The organism is Gammaproteobacteria bacterium (assembly GCA_028817255.1).
GTDB classification, from domain to species: domain Bacteria; phylum Pseudomonadota; class Gammaproteobacteria; order Porifericomitales; family Porifericomitaceae; genus Porifericomes; species Porifericomes azotivorans.
Map to the genome: position 1 here is coordinate 1 of JAPPQA010000204.1, position 22,832 is coordinate 22,832.

At 65.1% G+C, this 22,832-nt stretch carries 22 protein-coding genes; 18 read left to right on the top strand and 4 right to left on the bottom strand.

From position 1 onward, the window contains the following. Nucleotides 1-40 precede the first annotated feature (40 nt). The gene (locus tag OXU43_08205; GenBank protein ID MDD9825135.1) at nt 41-1,240 is read right to left on the bottom strand and encodes a peptidylprolyl isomerase; all 1,200 of its coding nucleotides are present in this window, start codon (nt 1,238-1,240) and stop codon (nt 41-43) included. Between the two features lie 204 nt (nt 1,241-1,444). On the opposite strand from OXU43_08205, the gene OXU43_08210 reads away from it, so the two are divergent. From OXU43_08210 to OXU43_08235, 6 genes are all read left to right on the top strand, one after another. Further along, the gene (locus OXU43_08210; protein ID MDD9825136.1) at nt 1,445-2,347 is read left to right on the top strand and encodes an adenylate/guanylate cyclase domain-containing protein; all 903 of its coding nucleotides are present in this window, start codon (nt 1,445-1,447) and stop codon (nt 2,345-2,347) included. A 2-nt stretch (nt 2,348-2,349) separates the two neighbouring features. After that, nucleotides 2,350-3,138, top strand: a complete 789-nt coding sequence (locus OXU43_08215; protein MDD9825137.1) for a protein phosphatase 2C domain-containing protein — start codon at nt 2,350-2,352, stop codon at nt 3,136-3,138. A gap of 60 nt (nt 3,139-3,198) precedes the next feature. Next, nucleotides 3,199-7,710, top strand: coding sequence for a protein kinase (locus OXU43_08220; protein MDD9825138.1), 4,512 nt, complete (start codon nt 3,199-3,201; stop codon nt 7,708-7,710). 16 nt (nt 7,711-7,726) lie between these two features. Continuing rightward, nucleotides 7,727-8,131 carry a hypothetical protein gene (locus OXU43_08225; protein ID MDD9825139.1) on the top strand — a complete coding sequence of 135 codons (405 nt, stop codon included), beginning with the start codon at nt 7,727-7,729 and terminating at the stop codon, nt 8,129-8,131. A gap of 28 nt (nt 8,132-8,159) precedes the next feature. After that, nucleotides 8,160-8,867, top strand: coding sequence for a bifunctional 2-polyprenyl-6-hydroxyphenol methylase/3-demethylubiquinol 3-O-methyltransferase UbiG (ubiG, locus tag OXU43_08230; GenBank protein MDD9825140.1), 708 nt, complete (start codon nt 8,160-8,162; stop codon nt 8,865-8,867). Nucleotides 8,868-8,948: 81 nt separating this feature from the next. Beyond that, nucleotides 8,949-9,845, top strand: coding sequence for a squalene/phytoene synthase family protein (locus OXU43_08235; GenBank protein ID MDD9825141.1), 897 nt, complete (start codon nt 8,949-8,951; stop codon nt 9,843-9,845). Here OXU43_08235 and OXU43_08240 read toward each other — a convergent pair. Then, a complete protein-coding gene (locus tag OXU43_08240) occupies nt 9,764-10,303 on the bottom strand; it encodes a hypothetical protein (protein ID MDD9825142.1) in 540 nt (179 codons plus the stop codon). The two genes, OXU43_08235 and OXU43_08240, sit on opposite strands and share 82 nt — an antisense overlap. A gap of 227 nt (nt 10,304-10,530) precedes the next feature. On the opposite strand from OXU43_08240, the gene OXU43_08245 reads away from it, so the two are divergent. The 12 genes from OXU43_08245 (at nt 10,531) to OXU43_08300 (ending at nt 20,805) form a co-directional block, all read left to right on the top strand. Continuing rightward, nucleotides 10,531-11,433 (top strand): helix-turn-helix domain-containing protein, encoded by a 903-nt coding sequence (locus tag OXU43_08245; GenBank protein ID MDD9825143.1) that lies wholly within the window; start codon nt 10,531-10,533, stop codon nt 11,431-11,433. Nucleotides 11,434-11,634: 201 nt separating this feature from the next. After that, complete coding sequence (locus OXU43_08250) at nt 11,635-12,747, top strand: tetratricopeptide repeat protein (GenBank protein ID MDD9825144.1); 1,113 nt, start codon at nt 11,635-11,637, stop codon at nt 12,745-12,747. A gap of 453 nt (nt 12,748-13,200) precedes the next feature. Continuing rightward, on the top strand, nt 13,201-13,365 hold the full coding sequence (locus OXU43_08255; protein MDD9825145.1) for a DUF1674 domain-containing protein: 165 nt from the start codon (nt 13,201-13,203) through the stop codon (nt 13,363-13,365). 44 nt (nt 13,366-13,409) lie between these two features. Next, complete coding sequence (gene sdhC, locus OXU43_08260; protein MDD9825146.1) at nt 13,410-13,820, top strand: succinate dehydrogenase, cytochrome b556 subunit; 411 nt, start codon at nt 13,410-13,412, stop codon at nt 13,818-13,820. A gap of 10 nt (nt 13,821-13,830) precedes the next feature. Next, nucleotides 13,831-14,211: a succinate dehydrogenase, hydrophobic membrane anchor protein gene (sdhD, locus tag OXU43_08265; protein MDD9825147.1), complete on the top strand. Its 381-nt coding sequence runs from the start codon at nt 13,831-13,833 to the stop codon at nt 14,209-14,211. Between the two features lie 14 nt (nt 14,212-14,225). Further along, the gene (gene sdhA / locus OXU43_08270; protein ID MDD9825148.1) at nt 14,226-16,019 is read left to right on the top strand and encodes a succinate dehydrogenase flavoprotein subunit; all 1,794 of its coding nucleotides are present in this window, start codon (nt 14,226-14,228) and stop codon (nt 16,017-16,019) included. Nucleotides 16,020-16,235: 216 nt separating this feature from the next. Then, nucleotides 16,236-17,018, top strand: coding sequence for a succinate dehydrogenase iron-sulfur subunit (locus OXU43_08275; protein ID MDD9825149.1), 783 nt, complete (start codon nt 16,236-16,238; stop codon nt 17,016-17,018). A gap of 80 nt (nt 17,019-17,098) precedes the next feature. Further along, a complete protein-coding gene (locus OXU43_08280) occupies nt 17,099-17,332 on the top strand; it encodes a succinate dehydrogenase assembly factor 2 (protein MDD9825150.1) in 234 nt (77 codons plus the stop codon). Further along, nucleotides 17,329-18,345, top strand: coding sequence for a hypothetical protein (locus OXU43_08285; protein ID MDD9825151.1), 1,017 nt, complete (start codon nt 17,329-17,331; stop codon nt 18,343-18,345). The genes OXU43_08280 and OXU43_08285 overlap by 4 nt, the downstream gene beginning before the upstream one ends. Beyond that, nucleotides 18,326-19,333, top strand: coding sequence for an agmatine deiminase family protein (locus OXU43_08290; GenBank protein MDD9825152.1), 1,008 nt, complete (start codon nt 18,326-18,328; stop codon nt 19,331-19,333). The genes OXU43_08285 and OXU43_08290 overlap by 20 nt, the downstream gene beginning before the upstream one ends. Nucleotides 19,334-19,368: 35 nt before the next feature. Continuing rightward, complete coding sequence (locus OXU43_08295) at nt 19,369-20,232, top strand: carbon-nitrogen hydrolase (protein MDD9825153.1); 864 nt, start codon at nt 19,369-19,371, stop codon at nt 20,230-20,232. A gap of 33 nt (nt 20,233-20,265) precedes the next feature. Then, nucleotides 20,266-20,805, top strand: a complete 540-nt coding sequence (locus OXU43_08300; protein MDD9825154.1) for a disulfide bond formation protein B — start codon at nt 20,266-20,268, stop codon at nt 20,803-20,805. On the opposite strand, the gene OXU43_08305 is transcribed toward OXU43_08300, so the two are convergent. Beyond that, a complete protein-coding gene (locus tag OXU43_08305; GenBank protein ID MDD9825155.1) occupies nt 20,782-21,585 on the bottom strand; it encodes an ABC transporter permease in 804 nt (267 codons plus the stop codon). The two genes, OXU43_08300 and OXU43_08305, sit on opposite strands and share 24 nt — an antisense overlap. A gap of 44 nt (nt 21,586-21,629) precedes the next feature. After that, nucleotides 21,630-22,397, bottom strand: coding sequence for an ABC transporter ATP-binding protein (locus OXU43_08310; protein MDD9825156.1), 768 nt, complete (start codon nt 22,395-22,397; stop codon nt 21,630-21,632). Nucleotides 22,398-22,832 lie beyond the last annotated feature (435 nt).

Consider the following 22,832-nt stretch of genomic DNA (forward strand, 5'->3'; position numbering starts at 1 on the left):
CAGCGCCGCCGGATGTTCCCTGAAATTTCCGCGTAAGGGCCTAACCGCCGGCATCCTTGCCAGTTCTCTCGCCTGCCTGCCCGTCGCCCCCGCCGTCGCCCCCGCCAGCCGGAGCGCCCTTGTCCTCCTGGCCGGAGGCAACCGATCTCCCGGCGGGGTAGCCGGCGGCGGCGCGCAACTGTTGCAGCCACTGATCCACCTGGCCCTCGTCCATTTTATAGGGATAGCGGTCGCGGGCCCGGCGATGCAATTCCCGGCTCAGCCGGGCGCGCGACTCGTTGCGCAACAAGACCCGGATGCGGGGACGCACCTGCTCGTAATCCAGTGTCCGCGCGGGCAACATGTCCCCGCGCTTGACGATGTGAAACCCGTCGCGGTCCCGGGCGACCTCGCTGAGTTCCCCCTTGGGAAGCCGCTCCAATAATTTCTGGAACTGAGGCTGCAGGCGGGCAAGGTACGTCAGCCTCATATAGCCGCCGTTGAGTTTGCTGGGACCGTGCTTCGAGTACCGTTCCACCGCCTGCTCGAAGCTCAGTTTGCCCTCAAGCAACTGCCGGCGCACGTCATTCGCCTGCTTCCATACCGCGGCAACGACCGCCTCGTCGGCATCCGCCTCCACGGGGAAAAAGATTTGCCAAAGATGAACGCGCCGCCCCATGACGAAGCGCTCCTTCTGGAGCCGGTAGTATTCCCGCATCTGTTCTTCGCTCGGGTAATCCGTCGCGATCTGGGTGTCAACCACGCGGCTCAGGTAGTAATCGTACAATACCCCCTCGGCGCGGCGGCGCATCAAAAAGCCCGCGACCGGATCGCGCTGCCGATTCTCGGCCAGAGCCATCTGCAACAGGGACTGGCGATCGACTTCCTGGCGCACGAAACGCTGGAAAGCGGCGGCGTCTCCCAGCAGGGCATTGCGCCGTTGCGGCGCCATATGGACCAGCAGGGCTCGCAACAGGGGGTAGTCCACGCGAACCCCCGGCACGCGAACCCCCGGTGGCTGCGAGCCCGCAGGCGGCGGGACAGGCGGCTCGCCGGCGGGCGCCGGGGCCGCGGCAGAGGGGGTATCTTTCCGTTCCTGCCCCTCCTCTTCGCCGGGGGACAAGCCGAACCATTCCCGCAGGGAAAATGCGCCGGCACCGAACGCCAGCGACAAGCCCGCCAGCAACAACACCCCTCTCGCCGCCCCGGCAACGAGAAACCGCGGCCGGGAAAGTGCCTTGTTTCGCTTATTTAATACCATTTCCTACCATTTTCCGGTCAAATCCCTTAAAATCCCCCGTTACGACCACTGGCGTAACAATATGACGATATATAATCCTAGTATAAATCGTTGTAGGATAGCAGCTGCCCGCCGTTGCCGAGCAAGAATATTGCGAGCAAACGGGCATCGGCCGCTCCTGCCGACAACCTCTGCAACCGAGGCAATACTACGACATAGGCGATCATGGCGCAAAAGAAGTCCCTGAATCTCGCCACGATGTTCGCCGACATCAGCGGCAGCACCAGCCTGTACGAAAAGCTGGGCGATCAAAAGGCGCGCAGTACGGTAGCCAGCTGCATGATGGCGGCCGCACGGATTATCCACGGCGAGAAAGGCAAAGTGATCAAGACCATCGGCGACGAGCTGATGTGCGTCTTTCGCCGGGCGGACGAAGCCGTGAACGCCGCCGCCAAGCTCCACGAAACGCTGGAAGACCAGAAATTCGAGGGCACCGAGCTGTCCATGCGCATCGGCATCCACTACGGGCCCGGGATCGTCGAAGGCAGCGACGTATTCGGCGACGCAGTCAACACGGCGGCCAGGATGGTGGCGCAGGCGAAGGCGAAGCAGACCATTATCAGCAAAGATTCGGTGGACCTGCTGCCCGCCTACCTGCGGGATGCCTGCCGCTTCGTGGATACCGCCTCCCTCAAAGGGAAAAAGGAAGACATGCAAATCTACGAGGCGCTGTGGCAGCAGGAGGACTCGACCCGCATGGTCATGCCCGTGGCCAAGAAGCAGGCTGCCCAGGGCGCCGCGACCACGCTCATCATCCGCTACCACGACAAGACGGTAAAACTTGACAAGAGGCGTTCTTCGCTGCTGATGGGGCGCAGCGAAGGATGCGACCTGTACGTAGATGAGCAACTGGCATCCCGCTATCACGTGCGGATCGAACTCCGGCGCGACAAGTTCTTCATTATTGACCAGAGCACCAACGGCACTTACCTGCGTCTCAACGGCGGCGGGGAGGATACTTTCCTGCGGCGGGAGGAAATGCCGCTGACGGGCAGCGGGCAAATCAGCCTGGGCCGCACCTTCGACGACAACCCGACCGAAATTGTGGTATTCTCGCACGGCAAGTGATCGTGAGCTCTCCTACCACCAAGGGGATCGTACCCGGCGTTGCGCCCGGCACGGAGGCGGCAAATGCCGCAACGGCGGAATGGAGTTCCCACGGCATCACGGACATGGGCAAGGCGCGCAAGATCAACGAGGACGCCTTCCTGCAGCGCGCCGACATTGGCCTGTGGGCGGTGGCCGACGGCATGGGCGGACACTCCGCGGGCGATGTCGCAAGCAAAATGGTAGTCAGGAGCCTGGCCAAGCTGGAACGAGAGGGAGAGGTCAACGATTATATCGAGATCATTGAGCGGCAGTTGTTCGAAACCAATGTCCGCCTGCGGCAACGGGCCGCCGAGACGAACCGCAGGATGATCGGCAGCACGGTGACAGTGTTGGCGTTGCATAGGCCCTACGGGATATTCATGTGGGCCGGAGACAGCCGTCTGTACCGACTGCGAGACGAAAAATTGTATCAACTCACCACGGATCATTCACAGGTTGCGGACTATGTCAGCGAGGGGCTGATAACGCCCGATCAGGCGCTGACCCATCCCATGCGGAACCGGATTACGCGGGCAGTCGGCGCCAGCGAGCAGTTATGCCTGGACATAGAAATGACCGCCTTGCAGACCGGCGACCGTTACCTGTTGTGCAGCGACGGCCTGACCGGTTACGTCACAGACGCCGAGATCCGCAAAGTGCTGCTTGACGGCAGCGATGCCAGGGAAACGTGCGAGCAGTTGATCGGCACCGCCATCGCCCATGACACCGGGGACAACGTGACCGCGGTTATCGTGGACTTGCACCAATGAACCGCCGTAGCCGGTGTCCCGGGCCAAGCCCTTTCGCAACGGCAACAGGATTGTCCCGTCATGGCTGATTTCCGCAACGCGCTCGTGGCCCTGGGAGAGGGCCGGGTCGATCTCAAGGTCCTGCTCGAAAGAATCAGCCAATTGCTGGTCCAAAAGCCGCAGTTAATCGAGCCCATGCTCGGGCAACTGGAACAAGCGTACTCGAGCAAACTGCTGAGCAACGAGTCGTACGCGTCAATCAAGCGCCACATCAACGATACCCGGCGCCAGAAAAAACAGCCGCAGCCGGCCGCGGCAAAGACGCGGGCGGCAAAAACCAAGAAGACCGGCGCCGCCGCCAAGAAACCCGGCGCCGCGGCGGCGACCACGCGGGTAAGCCCCACGCGCACCCCCATCCACGAGGAGGACATGGCGTCGGAGATCCAAGCCGCCCTGGCCATGGCGGATCAGCCGGAAAGCACGGCCGCAACGGAAGATTTCGAGCGCGCCGACTCCCTGACATCTCCGGGGAGCGCCCCTGCCTCCACTGGCTGGGCGGAACCGGGCGGGGAGCGGGAGGCGCCGGCAACGCCGATGGACGTGGGCAGCGTGATCAAAGACCGCTTCAAACTCCTCGACGTACTCGGCCAGGGCGGCATGGGCAAGGTATATAAGGGCATAGACCTGTTGAAGGAGGAGGCCAAGGACAAGAACCCCTACGTGGCCATCAAGTTGCTCAACGAGGACTTCAAACGGCATCCCGAGGCCTTCATCGCCCTGCAACGGGAATCCAGCCGACAACAGAAGCTGGCCCATCCCAACATCGCCACCGTCTATGACTTCGACCGGATCGGCACCTCCGGCACCCAGGTGTACATCACCATGGAACTGATGGAAGGCCAGCCGCTCAATTCTTATATTCGGCGCGCCATCAAACCCAAAAGCGGATTGCCGTTCGAGAAGGCCTTCCCGATCATCCAGGGGCTGGGGCGCGCCCTCGAATACGCCCACGAAAGGAATATCGTCCACTCCGACTTCAAGCCGGGCAACTCCTTCCTGTGCAATGACGGAACCGTGAAGGTGCTGGATTTCGGCATCGCCCGCGCCGTGAAAAACCCCCAGGCCGGCGATGGCGAGAAGACCCTGTTCGATCCGGGCAAGCTGGGCGCGCTCACCCCGGCCTACGCCAGCCTGGAAATGCTGGAAGGAGAGGACCCCGACCCCCGCGACGACATCTACGCCCTGGGTTGCGTGGCCTACGAACTGCTCACGGGCGAACACCCGTTCCGCAAGATGCCCGCCAACGTTGCCCGCGACAACCGGCTCACGGTCGCCCCCGTCAAGGGCTTGAAGCGCCGCCAGATGAAAGCGCTGGCCAAATCGCTGGCCTTCGAGCGCAAGGACCGCGCCGGCGACGTCACGACTTGGCTCGAAGAGCTGGAAGGCAAGGCCCAGTGGCACAAAAACCCATGGGTGCTCGCCGCGGGCGCCGTGGCGGCACTCTGCCTGGGGCTGATCTATCCCACGATAAACTACCTGCATCAGCGTCAGATCGGGATCCTGATCGGGGATATAAAAAGCGGGGAGCAGCAGTTCATCAAGCAGGAGCTCGCGCAACTGGAGGAGCGCGACCCCAGGGATCAGCAGCGCATCCTGGACGAGGCCCGCGACAGCATCCAGAAATACTTCGAGCAGCAAGTCGCGGCCGTCGCGGATGCCAAACTGAAGCGCTACGACTTCCCGCGAGCGGCGCAGTTCCTGGAACAGGCGAAGATGCTTTACCCCGATTCCTTGTGGCTCAAAGAATTCCAGGACGCGCTTGAGGACCGCAAGAGCCAGCTCCTCTTCACGCTCACAAAGGAGTACATCAAACAACGCGGCCCCAGCAACTCTCCGAATCCGAATCCGGAGAACCTGCTGCCGGATAAGCAGAGAGTGGAAATCACGGACACGCTGACGATTATCGCCACGGTGGATCCCCAGCACCCGCTGCTGAACGATCCGCTCCTCTCCAACGCCTACAAGCTGGTCGCCGAAATGGAACTCAATCAAGGCCGCATGGAACAGGCGCTCGCCTACATCACGGCCGGGCTGCAAAGCGCCCCGGAGGACAACAGCCTCATTGACCTGAAGAAACGAGTGGAACGACAACAAAAGATAGCCGAACTGGAGGGGCAGCTCGGCCCTGCCCTCGCCACGCTTAAAACCCTGGACGATTACCAGGGCCAGTCCGAAAACATCCTGGCGCTGGCCAGGGAGGATCGGAAACATCCCCTGCTCGAAAAACTGGCCGCCGGCATGAAGAGCGCGTTCGATCCCGAGTTGGCTCGAATCAACGCGCAGGGCAACCGGGAGGAGGCTGCCGCGGCTACCGAAAAATACGGCACTTTGCTGAGCGGTCTGGGCCTGGGCCGCGAGTTGTCCAATTTGAAACTGGCGCACCTGAGCGGCGCGGCGCGGGAAGCCGCGATCCGGGAGATCGTCGAAGACAGCCAGGGCCGGATGCAGGCCTTGTTGCAGGCTCCCAAGATCGGGGAGACCGACTGGGAAGGACAAATACAGGCCGATCTGCAGCAGCTCAAGAGCCTGCTGCCGCCCGAGAATGAGACGCTGAGCTCGTTGCAAGAGGGGGTCTTCAAACTCTATGCCGACGATGCGCGCGGGGCCGCCGCAGAGAACCGCTTCACGGATGCCAACGACAGGCTGAACCGCCTCGAACAGTGGATCGGGCCTACAGAGCCCCTAATCCAGGCCCGCGACAGCGTCGCCAAGGCCGAAGATGCCTTTAACCGCGAACAGGAACGCAAACAGCGCCTGGCCACGATAGAAGAAAACAAGCAACTCCTGCTGAGCGCGCTCAAGGCCCGCCAGCTGGAAGGCACCGGGGGCGCCAAGGCCATTCTGCAAGAGCTGCAAAAGGATATGCCGGCTGACGATCCCTTCCTGGTGGAACAAATCTTCCCCGAATTCGAGAGGGCTTACCTGCGGCTGGCGGCGGACAAAGACAAGCAGGGCGACACCGAGGGCGCCAAGGCGCTGATCGAGGAGGGGCTGCGGATCGTGCCCGCTTCCCCCAAGCTGGAGAAAGCCAAAGGCGAATACGAAATCAAAGGCGACGTCACCTTCCTGCGCAGCACCTTCAGCAACAGTACGACCCTCGCCGACGCCGGCATCCGGCAGCGGCTTGAGCAAGTGCGCAACGCCGACCCGCAGCGTTACGCCACCCTGGTGCCGGAATTCACGCAACAACTCGCCGGGCGCATCGAAGGGCTGCTCGCCGCCAATCCGCAACAGGCCGCGCAACTGGCCGGCAATGCCTCCAGGCTGTTCCCGGAATCGTCCCAACTGCAGGCGCTGCTGGAAAAGATCAGCATACCGCCCTGGAACGAAACGGAGGCGCAGCTCGCCCTGGACGAGTCCCGCCTGACACAAGCTGCCGTGCTGCTTGCGGAGGCGCCGCCGGCGCACCCGAAGGCACAGGAATTGCAGGAGCTCCTGCGGCAACGGCAGGAACAGGCAAAACAGGCGTATGCCGCCTTCGTGACGGCCCGCGACGGCGCCGGCACGGACGCCAAGGCACTACGCGAAGCGGAGGAACAGCTGCGCCAGGCCCAGGGACTGTGGACCGACAACTCCGAATACGAAGGCGCCGCGCAGGAACTGAAACGCGCGCTGGCCGCGGCAGCCAAGTCCAGCAAACGTCCCCGGCTGCTCGCACGCGAACAGGACATCACGCAGGTGACCACGGAAAGCCCGCCGCAACAGCAAACAGCCGCGGTATCGGCCGCCCCCGCGGACAGCCCCGCCGCCAAAGAGACCTCGGCCGCATCGGACGCGCCGTCGGAACCGACGGCAGCGGGAGAAAAGCTGACCAAGGCCGAACCGCCTGCTCCCTGGCGGCCGATCGCCAGCAGCCAGGCATGCACGGAGCGGCTTGCCGGCCACGGGAGACGCGCCAAGGCGCTTTGCTTCGACATGATTACCGACAGCCTGCGCGGACCGCTGATGGTGGTAATCCCGCAAGGCAGCGCCTTATTTGGGGGGGACCAGCAGAAGCAGTCGAAGCAAAAGCAGCTCTCCTTCGCCGCTCCATTCGCCATCAGCAAATACGAGATCTCGGTCAACGACTACAACAAGTACTGCCACCTGAGCAAAGCCTGCGCTTTGATCAAAGAAGACAAAGACCTGCCGATAACCCAAATCTCCGCGGAAGATGCGGTGAATTACGCAATCTGGCTGTCCGATCGCACCGGGAAAACCTACCGTCTGCCCAAAGTCGAAGAATGGGAATACGCTGTTTGGGCTAACGGCAAACAGCCGAAAAAAGACTTTAATTGCCGGGTTGTGCTCGGCGAAAAGATCCTCAAGGGCACGGGTTTAATCAGCGTTAAATCCGGCAAATCCAATGGCTGGGGACTCAAGAACTACCTGGGCAACGCCCAGGAATGGGTGAACGATGGGGGCGGGTGGCACGCCCGGGGCGGCGCCTACTCGGATTCCCTGTCCAACTGCAATCCCACCCTGGCGCGCCCCCATACGGGTGCCGCAGACGGCACCACCGGCTTCCGCGTAATACTGGTGGACATCGGCTAAGCGCAACGCAATCGCCATGGCGAAGCGCAAAACCCTGCACCAACTCTGCCAGTCGCACGCCAACGGGTTCCTGTTGCACGAAGATTACCGGCAAGCGCGGCGGGCCCTCATCTCCGACATCCTGGAACGCAACCACCCTTTGCAGGAAAGGGATTACCCCTTCTGCGACGGCAGGCAAAAAAAACCGGGAGACACCGCGATCCGGACCCGGCGGCACATGGCCAAGAACCAGGCGAAACAACTGGCGCAGCTCCGCAAGGAGAACGCCCCTGCCAAGCCGGGGCGCGGCAAGATCGCACTCGCGCTCGCCGTGATCTTCGGCCTGTTGCTGCTCCTGGGCGCCATCCTGCTGCCGCTTTCGGACAGCAGCGGCGAACCCGCGAACCCGGTCGCGCCAGAGCGGGCACGGCACGGCGTCTGAGACGGCGTCCAGAGCTGGTCGCGCCACGGTGCAGCAACCTCCGGGACCCGATCCCTTCTCCTCTCTGACGGCGGCGCAATGGTGGGACCCGGACGGCCCCATGAAAGCCTTACATGCCATCAACGGCCCGCGTCTGCGCTATATTGAGCAACATGTCGCGCTGGCCGGGCTTACGGTAGCCGACATCGGTTGCGGCGGCGGTCTGCTGGCCGAGGCCATGGCCCGCCGCGGGGCACGGGTAACCGGCCTGGACCTCGCCGGGCCCCCGCTACAAGCGGCCCGCGAACACGCCCGGGAACAGCCCTCCCTGGAAATCGCCTACGTACAGGGCGCTCCCGAAGAGTATGCGAAGCGCCATGCCGGGCGTTTCGACGCCGCGGTCTGCATGGAACTGCTGGAACACGTCTCCGACCCGGAGGCCATCGTGACCGCATGCGCGCGCTTGATTCGTCCCGGCGGGACGCTGTTCTTTTCCACCCTGAACCGCCGCCCGAAGAGTTACCTGCTCGCGGTGCTGGCCGCCGAATATCTGTGCGGCCTGCTGCCCATGGGCACTCACGACTACCGCAACTTTCTGCGCCCCTCCGAATTGACCGCCATGGTTCGCAGACAGGGATTGCAGGCGCGCTCGATCCGCGGCCTGGGTTATCTCCCCTTCGTCAACCGCGCCTTTCTGGCCGACCGACCGGACATAAACTACCTGCTCTGCGCCCAGCGGCCGGAAGCGACCGCGTGAACCGCCCCCGGGTCCTCGACGAGTGAAGCGCGGGGAAATCCCGCTCCCCCAATCGCGCGAGGGCAACCGAATGACGACGGCATGACCGAAAAAGATGCGCCGTCCGGGGCCGCCTACTGCAGGCAGCGGGCAGCCCCGGACGGCTCCAACCTGCATTACTGCCTGCTATACGCCCCGCCCGCCAGGCGTCGCGCCCTGCTGGCGCTGCATGCATACGAGCAGGAGCTGGCGGAGGCCGTCCTGCGCGGCAGCGACCCGGGGGTAGCCCGGCTGCGACTGGCCTGGTGGCGCGAGCAACTGCGCCGCAGCCGCACGGGGCGACACGACCACCCCGTGATGCAAGAGTTGCACGCGCTGCGGGAACAGCCGTTGCCGCCCGCGGAGACGCTGGCGGCCATGATTGACGCCCACGAACGACGGCTGCAACCCGCGCGCCCGGAGAGTCTCTCCGAACTGCTGAGGGAGTACTGCGCCGCCGGCGGCGCCCTGTGGCGCTGGACCGCCAGGCTGTGCGGCCCCGAGCGCGCGCAACCGCCGGCAGGCGCCGCAACCCCCGGCCGGGGAGAAACCGGGGAACGGCAGGCAGAAGACCTGGGCTGCGAGTTGGGCTGCCTGGCCGATGCCTTCCACTCCCTGCAGCACCTGCGCCAAAATGCCGCCATGGGGCGCCTGCAACTGCCCCTGGAGTGGTTGCGCGGCGCCGGCATCGAAACGGAGCGGTTGGCGGCGACGGAACCGCGGGCGCGCCAATTGGCGGCGATAGGAGTAGAGGCCGTGCGCAGCCGCCTGGAAACGCTGGCAAAGGCGTTCCCGCAAGCGCAGCGACGACGGCAGCTGCCCTGCCTGATCCTGGCGCGCCTGCTGACCGTTACCTGCCGCGAGATCGCCGCCGACGGCTACCGGCTGCTGGAGCGGCGCGTCGCCCTCACTCCGCTGCGCAAACTGTGGCTGGCCTGGCGCATGCGGCGCCTCGTGTAATCCAGGGCGCGGGAAACGGCCGCCGCCAACCGACCCCGCCGTCGCAGTGCCGGGTCCAGCAGCAAACGCACCCGCAGACGACGCAGGTCCCGGGACGGGAGATCGCCAGGGAAGAACGCCACCGGCAGGCCGCCGCGGGCGCCGCGCAGGCAGAACGCCGTTAACCACGGGTGGGCGCAGGCGCCGGGACGGAGTACGGCGGCCTCCAGACAGCCGTCGCGATGCAGCAACCACCACCGCCCCTCCCCATCCAGTAAAACGGCGGCGGGACGGCGGCGCAACGGCAACGCCGCAAGCAACAGCAACGGCGCGAGCCAGGGATGCGTCCGCGGCAACGCGGACAGAAACAAGCCGAGCAACGCCAGCGCCCAGACCGCCGCGCGTACCGCGCGCAGCCGCGACGCCGGCAACAGCGGCAGGTACAGGGTTTGCCGCCAATGCGCCCCCGCCGCGGTCATGCCGCGCAAATTCCCGTAAGAATCCTGTACTGCTTCAGACACATATAAGACAACGCTAGGCAAGGAAGTCGGGTAGCCTCGATGTTTTTCACGCAACAGAAAACAGAAGGACTACCCGATGCAGATACGAAGTCTGCGGATCAAATCTTATCGCAGTTGGGCGATAGACGATACGTCCGGTGCGCCCGCGCAGGACCCGGCGCGAACGGCTGGAGTTTTACTGAGAGTTGAAGGACGAAGACTGCTCCCGGGCTCTGTGCCTCAAAGCCATCGGCTGGTCGCGGGCAACCTACTACCGCTGGCTGAAGCGCTACCGGGAGCAGGGCATGGCCGGGCTGGCCGAACGCAGCCGTCGTCCGCGTCGCAACCGGCAAAGAAAGTGGACGGCGAAGCAAGAGCGGGCGGTGCTGGCCTTGCGCGACCGCCAGCCGTTGTGGGACAAGCGCAAGATTGCCGCCGTGCTGCGCCGCGAAGGCGTCCTGTCGCTCAGCGAAAGCACGGTGTGGCGCATCCTGCAAAGGGCGCTGGCCCGGCGCCGTATCTGGCCCGCGTCGTCGTATGCCGGACGGGCCAAACCCAAGCGGCGGCGGGTCTTTCGAGGTCATGCCCAGCCTTGGCGCTGGGGCATGAAGGCGCACGGCCCCGGCCGGTTAGTGCAGGTGGACCACATGAGCGTGAGCTTCCCCGGCTGCACCTTGAAAAATTTCACCGCCGTATGCCCGGTCACCGGCTATCTGGTGTCTCGCGTCTATAGCCGAGCCACCAGCGCCAACGCCGTTCGCTTCCTGGAATACGTCTTGCAGTCCTTGCCGTTCCCCGTGCTCTCGCTGCAGGTGGACGGGGGCAGCGAGTTCCGCGGCGCACTGGAAGAAGCCTGCCGGGTGCGCGGCATCGGCCTGTACGTGTTGCCTCCCAGAAGCCCCAAATGGAACGGGTGTGTGGAACGGGCGCATCGTTCCCTGCGTGAGGAATTCTATACCCGATATCGAGGCGACTGGCGTTTGCGGACGGTGAACCGCGCCATGGAGGACTTCCAGAAACACTACTGTCACTACCGCCCTCACGGCGGCAGAGGCAGAGACATGCTTACCCCTATGGAGTATTATCGCCGCTTCGCAGAGGCAGCCTGATTTGTCTCATATGTGGTGAACCCGTTCAAAATATTGACACTCGGCCCGTTCATCCGATAAAATCCCGCCTTGCCGAGAACAGTGAGGCAGGAAGCCCAATGAGTCCAACTATCGAAACACCGTTTGCAATCGCGGCGGCGCATGGTGTCGGTATTCGCTACAACTCTGCCAGCCCTCCACGTGCAAAAGGCGGAGGCACCCATGGCTGAGGAGAAAAACTCTACCGCGCCCGAGAATTACGCCGAGGCGGTTCATCTTGACCCAAAAGATGCCGTTGCCTATACCGCTCGGGGCATTGCCAGAGCAAAACTTGAACTACACCAAGCGGCTATCGAGGACTTCGACCAAGCCATTCGACTGGAACCAGCACTTGCCGCTGCATACAACAATCGGGGCATTGCCAGATATCACTCAGAACAATACCAGGAGGCTATCGAGGACTACGACCAAGCCATTCGACTGGAACCAAAAGATGCCGCTGCATACAACAATCGAGGCAATGCCAAAAGACACCTGGAACAATACCAGGAGGCTATCGAGGACTACGACCAAGCCATTCGACTGGAACCAAAAGATGCCGCTGCATACAACAATCGAGGCAATGCCAAAAGACACCTGGAACAATACCAGGAGGCTATCGAGGACTACGACCAAGCCATTCGACTGGAACCAAAAGATGCCGCTGCATACAACAATCGAGGCAATGCCAAAAGACACCTGGAACAATACCAGGAGGCTATCGAGGACTACGACCAGACCATTCGCCTTAAACCAAAAAATGCTGCTGCACACAATAATCGGGGCATTGCCAAATATCGCCTTAAACAATACCAGGAGGCTATCGAGGACTACGACCAGGCCATTTGCCTTGAACCAAAACTTGCCGCTGCCTACTACAATCTACAAAATGCAACAGACACCTTGAACAAATACCAGGCGGCCATTGCCTACTGCAAGCGGGGCAAGGCCAACTATCAACTTGGACAATACCAGGCGGCTATCGAGGACTACGACCAGGCCATTTGCCTTGAACCAAAACTTGCCTTTGCATACAACAATCGGGGCAAGGCCAAATATCGCCTGGATCAATACCAGGAGGCCATCAAGGACTTCGGCCAAGCCATTTGCCTTGAACCAAAACTTGCCGTTGCCTACTACAATCGAGGTGCTGCCAAAGAAAAATTAGAATGTATTGACAAAGCGCGTTCCGACCTTCAGATCGCCCTGCGCCTCGCCCAGGAAGCCGGCGATGAAAAATTGGCAGCTGCAATCTCCAATACAATCCAGGAAATTGATAATCCCGAAACGCAATAAACAGAATTGGCCGCGAACAGAATCGGCCTCCAAATCCGCGATTGGATGGCGAGGGAAGGGAGATCGCTTCCTGAGGATGTAAGTACGATAAGGCTTTCGGTACAATTGTAGCCTATTCGCTACCGCACCCAATAGGTGCAACGCATATGGGCATTCCCTCGAACTGCAAGACGGCGGCAAAGCGGGGGCAACCGTGCGGGCTGGTCAGAGTGCGCCCGGCCTGGGTCCTCCAGCCCCTGAATTAGTCGAAATCCCCCTTTCCCGACCGATAGGGACGGTCCCTTTCCTACGACTGTGCTGTCGCGCTCCCTTTCCGGGACGAATCGGCACCCTCACTGCCGGAAAAACCCTCCGCTCAGCTCAATCACGGATTTGGAGCCCCATAGAATCCTTGCAATTCAAGACGACTGCCAGGATACTGGCAGGGGACGCCGGTTGTAGTGATCCAAAATAATGATTTCCCCTGCAAACAAAAAAGACCAAGACCGCGCGCGTACGCCGACGGGACGGGAGCAACGGCCGCGGCCATCCCGGCCGCGCGAAGTCGGCGGCCCACGCGGCCCGGAGCCGACCCGCTACGGCGACTGGGAGCGCAAGGGGCGCTGCATAGACTTCTAGCGGCACTCCAGGCTCCAGGCACGGCGACGATAGAACGCAAGACTATGAAAACAGAAAGGCCCCGGGCGGACAGACCTCTGTCGCCGCACTTGCAGATCTACAAACCGCAATTGACCTCCGTCTTGTCAATTACGCACCGCGGCAGCGGCGTTCTGCTGGCTCTCGGTTCGCTGGCGCTGGGGATGACCCTGGTGGCGCTGGCGCTGGGGATGCAGACCTTCTCCACCGTGCAGGAGCAACTCCGGTCCTGGTACGGCCAGTGCGCCCTGCTGACCTGGAGCGCCTGCCTGTACTACCACCTGTGCAATGGAGTCCGGCACCTGTTCTGGGATGCCGGATACGGCTTCCAGTTGAAAACGGCTTACGCCTCCGGAATCGCGGTCCTGGCCCTGACCGCGGCGCTAACGGCACTGACCTGGGTACTCAGCGCGTACCGGCTGAGCGGCGGTCCATGAGTCCGCGCGCATGAGTCTGCGGACGCCGCTGGGCCGGGCGCAGGGGCTGGGGACGGCGAAGTCCGGCCTCCACCACTGGTGGCTACAGCGCCTGACCGCCATCGCGCTGGCGCCGCTCAGCCTGTGGTTTGCCCTGGCGGCGACCCATCTCCTGCACGCCGACTACTACGCGACGGTCTCCTGGGTGGCAGATCCGCTGAACGCCTGCTTGTTGATCATCTTCCTGGTCGCCTTGTACTACCACGCCCTGCTGGGCATGCAAGTGGTGGTGGAAGACTACTCGCACGGCCCGGGGGAGAAGCTGGTCTGCCTGGTCATTCTGCGCCTGCTATTTCTGTTCGTCGGCATCACCGCGGTTTTGGCCGTGCTTAAGGTGGCGCTGGGGGGCTGACCCAGAGCGGGGCGATGCGCAGCAAGAGCTACGAGATCGTTGACCACAAGTACGATGTCGTTGTGGTCGGCGCCGGCGGCGCCGGGTTGCGCGCCACCTTCGGAATGGCCGCCAAGGGGCTGACCACCGCCTGCATCACCAAGGTATTTCCCACCCGCAGCCATACCGTGGCCGCCCAGGGAGGGATCAGCGCCGCGCTCGGGAACATGGGCGAAGACGACTGGCGCTGGCACATGTACGACACGGTCAAGGGTTCCGACTGGCTGGGCGACCAGGACGCCATCGAGTACATGTGCCGTGAGGCGGCGGCCGCGGTGATCGAACTGGAGCACTACGGGGTGCCCTTTTCGCGCACCGAGACCGGGAAAATCTACCAGCGCCCCTTCGGCGGCATGACCACTCACTTCGGCGAGGGAACGGCACAGCGAACCTGTGCCGCAGCCGACCGCACCGGCCACGCGATCCTGCACACCCTGTACCAACAATCGCTCAAGCACAACGCGGAGTTCTTCATCGAATACTTTGCGCTGGACCTGCTGCTGGACGAAGACGGCGCCTGCCGCGGACTACTGGCCTGGCGGCTGGAAGACGGCACCATTCACCGTTTCCGCGCCCACGCCGTGGTACTGGCGACCGGCGGCTACGGCCGGGCCTACTTCTCCTGCACCTCGGCGCATACCTGCACCGGGGACGGCAACGCCATGGCGCTGCGTGCCGGCCTGCCCCTGCAAGACATGGAATTCATCCAATTCCACCCCACCGGCATCTACGGCGCCGGCTGCCTGATCACCGAAGGCGTCCGCGGCGAGGGCGGCTACCTGACAAACTCCGACGGCGAACGATTCATGGAGCGCTACGCGCCCAGCGCCAAGGACCTGGCGTCGCGCGACGTGGTCAGCCGCTCTATCACCATCGAGATCCGCGAAGGACGCGGCGTAGGCGCAGACCGGGACCATGTACACCTGCACCTGGAGCACCTGGGGCCGGAAGTCATACAGGAACGGTTGCCGGGGATCGCCGAGTCGGCCCGCATCTTCGCGGGCGTGGATGTCTCCCGGGAACCGATCCCGGTGCTGCCCACGGTGCACTACAACATGGGCGGCATCCCTACGGACCACTTCGGCCAGGTCATCACCGCCGACAGGGAGGGCAAGGACGCTATCGTGCCGGGGTTAATGGCGATCGGAGAAGCCGCCTGCGTCTCGGTGCACGGCGCGAACCGGCTAGGTTCGAACTCGCTGCTGGACCTGATCGTGTTCGGACGGGCGGCAGCCCAGCGTTGCGCCGAGAACATCCGTCCCGGTCAGCCGCACAAGCCCCTGCCCGGCTCGGCCGGGGAAAGCGGTCTCGACGAGCTGGACCGTCTGCGGCACAGCAAGGGCGCCATTGCCACGGCGGAACTGCGTCTGGAGATGCAAAAGATCATGCAGTCGAATGCCGCGGTGTTCCGCAACGGAAAAATCCTGGAGGAAGGAGCGCAAAAAATGGCGCAGCTCTGGAACGGCCTCAAGGACCTGCGCGTGGAAGACCGCTCGATGATCTGGAACACCGATCTGGCGGAAACCTGGGAATTGTACAACCTGCTGGCCAACGCCATGGTCAGCATCCGCGCCGCCGCCAACCGCACCGAGAGCCGCGGCGCCCATGCCCGCGAAGACTACCCGGAACGCAACGACCAGGATTGGATGCGGCACACGCTGACCTGGCTGGACGAAGCCGGCAAAACCCGCTTCGGATACCGGCCGGTGCGGATGCGGACCCTCTCCGGCGACATCGATCCGATCCCGCCCAAGAAACGGGTGTATTAGGAGAATGCCGGGAACCATGGCGCACGCAGGGCAGGCACGGATCCATGCGCCGCGCCGGCCCCCGACATCGGGTTCCCGAGCGGGAACCCGGCTTGTCCCTGCGCGCGATAAGCGGTATGTTACCCCCATTCGCCCCGGACGCCGCGGGCCCTGCGACTGCGTGACGCACAGGCAACGATCCGCCGCGGCGACAGGCTGAGGCGAAGGAGGCTCACGATGGCGCAATTTCGGCTACCCGCGAATTCCCGGGTTCGGGAAGGCAAACACTACCACGCAGCCGAAGGAGCGGAGAACGCCAAGACCCTGCTGGTCTATCGCTGGTCCCCGGACGACGACGAAAACCCGCGGCTGGACCGGTACCGAATCGATCTGGACGGTTGCGGCCCGATGGTGCTGGACGCCCTGATCAGCATCAAGGACACGGTGGACTCGACGCTGACCTTCCGCCGTTCCTGCCGCGAGGGGATCTGCGGTTCCTGCGCCATGAACATCAACGGCACGAACACGCTGGCCTGCACCCAGGCGATCTCCGATTTCCCCGCGGAGATCCGGATCTACCCCCTGCCCCACATGCCGGTCATCAAGGACCTGGTCCCCGATCTCACGAATTTCTACGCGCAGTACGCCGCGATCAAACCATGGATGCGGACGCAGACCCCGGCGCCGCCGGATCGCGAGCGGGCGCAATCCAAGGAGGAGCGGGCCCGCCTCGACGGCCTGTACGAATGCATCCTGTGCGCCTGTTGCTCTACCGCATGCCCCAGCTACTGGTGGAACGGAGACCGCTACCTGGGGCCGGCGATCCTGTTGCAGGCATACCGTTGGATCAACGACAGCCGCGACGAAAGCATCGGCGAACGACTGGACGAACTGGAGGATCCCTTCCGCCTCTACCGTTGCCACACGATCATGAACTGCACCCGCACCTGCCCCAAGGGGCTCAACCCCGCCAAGGCCATCGCCGAAATCAAGAAACTGCTGTTGTTGCGGACCGTCTAGCGGTCCGGCAGGGACACAGCGGCAAACCCATAGCGCGCGGCGACATGGCAGACGGCGACACACGCTCCCGTTTACTGTGGATGTGCCGGCGCGGAATGCGCGAGACCGAGGCGTTGCTGTCTCGTTTCGTCTCCCGCCGCTACGACCGTCTGACGCGGGAACAGCGGCGCTGGTTCGGCGACTTTCTGGAACAATCCGACCAGGACATTCTGGACTGGATCGGCGAACGACAGGCGCCGCGCCGCCCCGAATTCGCCGCCATCGCCGCCATGATCCGCGCCGAAGGGTGGCACGAACGGTACCTCCGGCGGTGAACGCGCCCGCGCCCTGGCAAAAACTGCTGGCGGAGTGCCGGAGCGCGCCCGGCGCGGCCCAGCGGGACAATCTGGAGGAGGAGACGCGGGCGGCGCTACAGCAGGACATATGCGCCGACCTGTCCTCGTGGACGCCGCTGGCGGTGCGCGGGGAAGACGCCCGCGACTTCCTGCGCCGCATGCTGACCAGCACGGTGACGAAGGTGGGGCCGCGGCAGTCCGAACTCAGCGCCTGGTGCAAGACCGACGGCAGGGTCCGCTGCATTCTGATCCTGCTGGAGCTGCGGGGAACCTTGCACCTCGCGCTGCCGCGGGAACTGGCGGCGGCGGCGGGAGAAGAGTTGCGGCGCTTTATCCTGCGCTCGCGAGTCGGCATCGAAGACCGCGGCGAAACCGTCGCGCGCATGGGCCTGGCCGGCGACGGCGCACCGGCCAGGGTCGCCCGCTATTTCGGGGCGGCGCCGGAAGCGCCCTGGGAGACGGCCTCCGGCGACGCCGGCACGGCCGTCCGGCTGCCCGGCAGCCGGCCCCGGTTCTTCCTGGCCGGCGACGCCGCCGCGCTGGCCGCCCTGTGGCGGGAGGGCCGGGACGAATTGCGCTCCGTAGGCGCCCAGGCCTGGGCCCTGCTCGACATCCTGGCCGGATTGCCATGGATAGGGGAACGCTCCAGCGGCGCCTACCTGCCGCAAATGCTGGACCTCCTCCGACTGGGGGCGCTGGACCTGCAAAAAGGATGCTTCCCGGGGCAGGAGATCGTCGTCCGGGTGCACCACCGGGGCACCCTCAAGCAGCGCCTGTACCGGGTCGCGGCCCCGGTGCCGTTACAACCCGGCGACGGCCTGCGCGCCGCGGAGGAGGAGACGGTGGCGGGAACCGTGATCAATGCGGCGCCAAGCCCTGACGGCGGCGCCGCCCTGGCCGTAGTTCGAATCGCCGCGACCGGGCGCCGGCGCCTGCAACTGGAGCGGGATGCGCGAATCGAGGTCGCTCTGCATGAAGCCGGCGCAAAATAGCGCTGCCCCGCGCCTGCCGGCCGAATGGGAACCCCAGTCGGCGCTGCTCCTGACCTGGCCCCGCCGCGGCGGCCGGGGCAACAGACTCGCGGGCGTGGAGGCCGCGCTGACCCAGATCGCAAGCCAGGGCGCGGCGGACGGCCTGCGCCTGCTGGTCGCATGCGCCGTCGGCGGCGGCCGCGAGCGGGTGCGCCGCCTGTTCGCTGCGGCCGGCATAGACGCGACGCGGACCGCCCTGTACCCGGCGCCCGCGAACGACATCTGGGCGCGGGACCACGGCCCGATCGCAATCTATCGCGGCGGCGCGCCGGTATTGCTGGACTTTCGCTTCGACGGCTGGGGCGGGCGCTTCCCCGCGCAAAGAGACGACGCGCTGACGGCGCGGCTGCACGCCACCGGCGCCTTCGGCGCCACCCCGTTGCGCCGGCTGTCCCTGGTGCTGGAAGGCGGCGGCATAGACACCGACGGACACGGCACCCTGCTCGCGCACCGCGACTGGCCCCTGGCCGGCGGCCGCAATCCCGGCCTGGACCGGGCCGGGCTGGAGCGGCAATTGCGCCAGGCCCTGGGCTGCCGCCGCTTCCTGTGGCTGCGGCACGGCCGGCTGCCGAAAGACGACACCGACGGACACATAGACCTGACGGCGCGCTTCGTATCCCCCGGCGCCCTGGCCTACACGGCAGGGGCCGCCCTGGAGGCCGAACTGGCGCGCCTGCGGCGCCCCGACGGGCAGCGCTACGACTTGGCGCCGCTGCCGATGCCGCGCCAGACGGACGGGCCGGCCAGCTACGCGAACTTTCTGATCCTGAACCGCCGCGTGCTGGTGCCGCAATACGGACAGCGGGACGCGGACCGCCAGGCGCTGACCGCGCTGGAGTCCTGCTTCCCGGGCCGGGATTGCGTCGGCATAGACTCCCGGGCGCTGATCGCCGACGGCGGCGCCCTGCATTGCGCGGCCATGCACCTGCCCCTGGGGATCGTCCATTGAGTCCATTAAAGCAGGCCGCGGGGCGCGCGCTACGGCTGGCCGTCGCGCAATACCAATGCGGCGAAGACCGCGAGGCCAACCTGCGGGCGGCCGCCGCCGGGCTGGCGGAGGCGCGGCGGCGCGGCGCCGAACTGGCACTGCTGCCCGAACTGGCCGCCCTGCCCTACTTCTGCATGCGCCAGGAAGCGCGGCGCTTCGACTTGGCGGAACCGGTGCCGGGACCGACCACCGAACGCCTGGGACGGGAGGCGGCGCGCCTCGGGATCGTCGTCGTCACCACCGTCTTCGAGCGCCGGCAGGGCGGGCTGTATCACAACACGGCGGTGGCGCTGGACCGCGACGGGACGCTGGCCGGCCGCTACCGCAAGATGCATATACCCGAAGAAGCCGGCTACCACGAAAAATATTACTTCTCCCCCGGCGACGACGGCTTCCGCCCCATCGAGACTTCGCTGGGCCGCCTGGGCGTACTGATCTGTTGGGACCAATGGTTCCCGGAGGCGGCCCGCCTGATGGCCCTGGCAGGAGCCGAACTGCTGCTCTACCCCAGCGCCATCGGCTGGGACCCGTCGGAGTCGGAGGCCGAACGGCGCCGCCAGACCGACGCCTGGCTGACCGTGCAGCGCGGCCATGCGATCGCCAACGGCCTGCCGGTGGCAACCGGCAACCGCACCGGGCTGCAACGGGAACAAACGAACGGCGGCGGCACGCGCTTCTGGGGCGCCGGCTTCATCGCCGGGGCGCAGGGGGAGATCCTGGCGCAGGCGCCGGCCGACGGCGCCGCGGTAATCACGGCGGAGATCGATCTCGGGCGCAGCGAGAAGCTGCGCCGCGAATGGCCGTTCCTGCGCGACCGGCGGATTGACGCCTACGGCGACCTGCTGCGCCGCGGCCGTTAAGGACGCCCGACACGCCCGACCGTATTCGTGCCCATGCCCTCCCTGCCCCCCATATCCTCCGTCGCCGGCACCCGCATCTTCTTCGGCGCCCTGACGCTGCTGGCCGGCGCCATGCTCGCCACGGCCCTGCTGCTGGAATACGTCTTTGAACTCGCGCCCTGCTCCCTCTGCCTGCTGCAACGCGGCGCCCTGCTGCTGGCGCTGGCGCCGCTCGCGGCGGCGACGGCGCACGGCCCCGGACGCCTGGGCGGCCTGATCTACGCCTCGGGCGCCGGCCTGGCCGCCATCGCCGGCGGCGCGCTCGCCGGTTATCACCTGCGCCTGCAACACCTGCCCGCGGAGCAATTGCCGGAATGCGGTCCCGGCCTCGACTACCTGCTGCAAACCCTGCCGCCCTTCGAGGCCCTGACCCGCGCCCTCACCGCCTCCGGCGAATGCGGAGATGTGGCCGGGCGCTTCCTCGGACTCAGCATCCCCGCCTGGACGCTGATCGGCTTCGCGCTGCTCGTACTGCCCTGCGCCGGTTACTGCCTGCGGCGGCCGCGGGCGCTATTCTCCGAGCCGCAGCAATAGCCCCCGCTCGCGGGCGGCGCGGAAAGCCTGGCGAAAGGCCAGGCATCCCAGCGCCAGGTAGGCGGCGTTCAGGACCGCGGCGCGCGCCAGTCCCGCCGCATCGAAACGGCCGTACAACAAGATCTCGCGCATACCCTCGAAGGCATAACTGGAAGGCAGGTACAGCGCCGGCAATTGCAGCCACTGCGGCAGGATCGCCAACGGATAGTAGATGCAGCTGATCGGCGCCAGGGCGAAGATAGAGGCCCAGGCCAGGCTTTCCACGCCCAGGCCGAAGCGCAGCAACAAGGCGCACATGACCAGCCCGATGGCCCAGCCGAAAACCAGCAGGCTGACGAAAAAATACAACAGCGGCCAACCCAGCTCGAACAGCGAGATGGAATAAAGCGCAATGGCGAGCACCGCCGCCGTGCCCACCCCCACCAGGGTGCGCAACAAGCTGATCAGCATCAGGGCGCCCAGGAACTCGCCGACCCGCAGCGGACTGACGAATAGTTGCGCCAGATTGCGGGCGAACATCTCCTCCATAAACGGCACGGAGATGCCGAGTTGCGAACGGAACAGCACGTCCCAGAGCAGCACGGCGGAGAGCAGTATCCCCACCGCCTGCGCCACCCAGGTGCTGTTCTGCGCCAGAAAAATAGTGATAAAGCCCCAGATAATCATCTGCACCGTGGGCCAGTACGCCTGCTCCAACAGCCGCGGCCAGGAACCGCGCAACAAGTAAAGGTAGCGCAGAACGACGGCATGGAGCCGCCGCAAGGAAGCGCCGGCGCTCATGACGCCGGCCATGGCGCCTGCCGCAACGCCTGCCGTGACGCCGCTCATGCCGCGCTCGCGCCGGGCAGCGCTTCCCCGCGGCGGACGATATCCAGGAACAATTGCTCCAGGTCCCGACAGCCGCGGCGGGCGATCAGGCGCTCCGGGGCGCCCTGGGCGAAGACCCGTCCCGCCCGCATGATGATCGCGTCGTCGCAGAGCCGCTCGACCTCGGTCATATTATGGGAGGCCAGCAGGATGGTCGCGCCGCGATCGTTGCGATAGCGCAGCAGGCCGCCGCGGATGCGGTCGGCCGCATCCGGGTCCAGCGAAGCGGTGGGTTCGTCCAACAGCAGCAGCTCCGGCTCGTTGAGCAGCGCCTTCGCCAACGCCGCCCGCGTCTTCTGCCCCGCCGACAGGGCGCCGTAAGGGCGCGGCAAGTGTTCGTCCAGCTCCAGTTCCGCGCTCAGCTCCTCGATGCGCCGCCGCCGTTCCGCCACCCCGTAGAGCCGGGCGTAGATCTCCAGGTTCTCGCGCACGCTCAGCCGTTGCGGCAAATCTACGTAGGGGGAGAAGAAATTCATGCGCGGCAACGCCCGGTGGCGCTGGCGCAGCATATCCTCCCCCAGCACGCGCACCCTGCCGCCGCTCGGCGTCAACAGCCCCAACAGGATCGCCAGCGTAGTAGTCTTGCCGGCGCCGTTGGCGCCCAGCAGGGCGACGATAGCGCCCTTGCGCACCCGGAAGCTGACCTCCTGCAAGGCGCGCGTCTCCCCGTAGCGCTTGCTCAGGCGCTCCACCTCCACAACTGCCGTATTCGCCGCTATCGTCATCCAACCTCAAACCTGGGGAGCGCGAGGAGTGATTGCGGGGGGCGGGCGTCATGCGCGATTGCCGCCGCCTTGGAGCCTCCCGGAAACGCGCGCGCCGCGGGCGCGTCGCGGCCGCCGGCCCAGCCGCCGCCATAACGAACAGGCTATCCCAATCCCACGCCCCGCGCCAGGGGATGCCATGCGGAGCGCGAAGCACGAGGTGCCGCCGGGACAACCTCATCTTCTTATGGCCGCCCGGACCACCGCCTGGAAATCGGAAACTCGCCATTCCTGCGAAACAGTCTGTGCAAAAACCAATCGCTTTTTTTGGAAGTGGGGAAACAGCGCTCTGTCATTCCGGCGCAACCCCCATCCCTCGTCCCCCCGGCAAGCCCCCCCCCCTCCTTCCGGCCTCCCCCCCCGCCACCCGCCTCCCTCCCCGTCACCCGCCCCCCC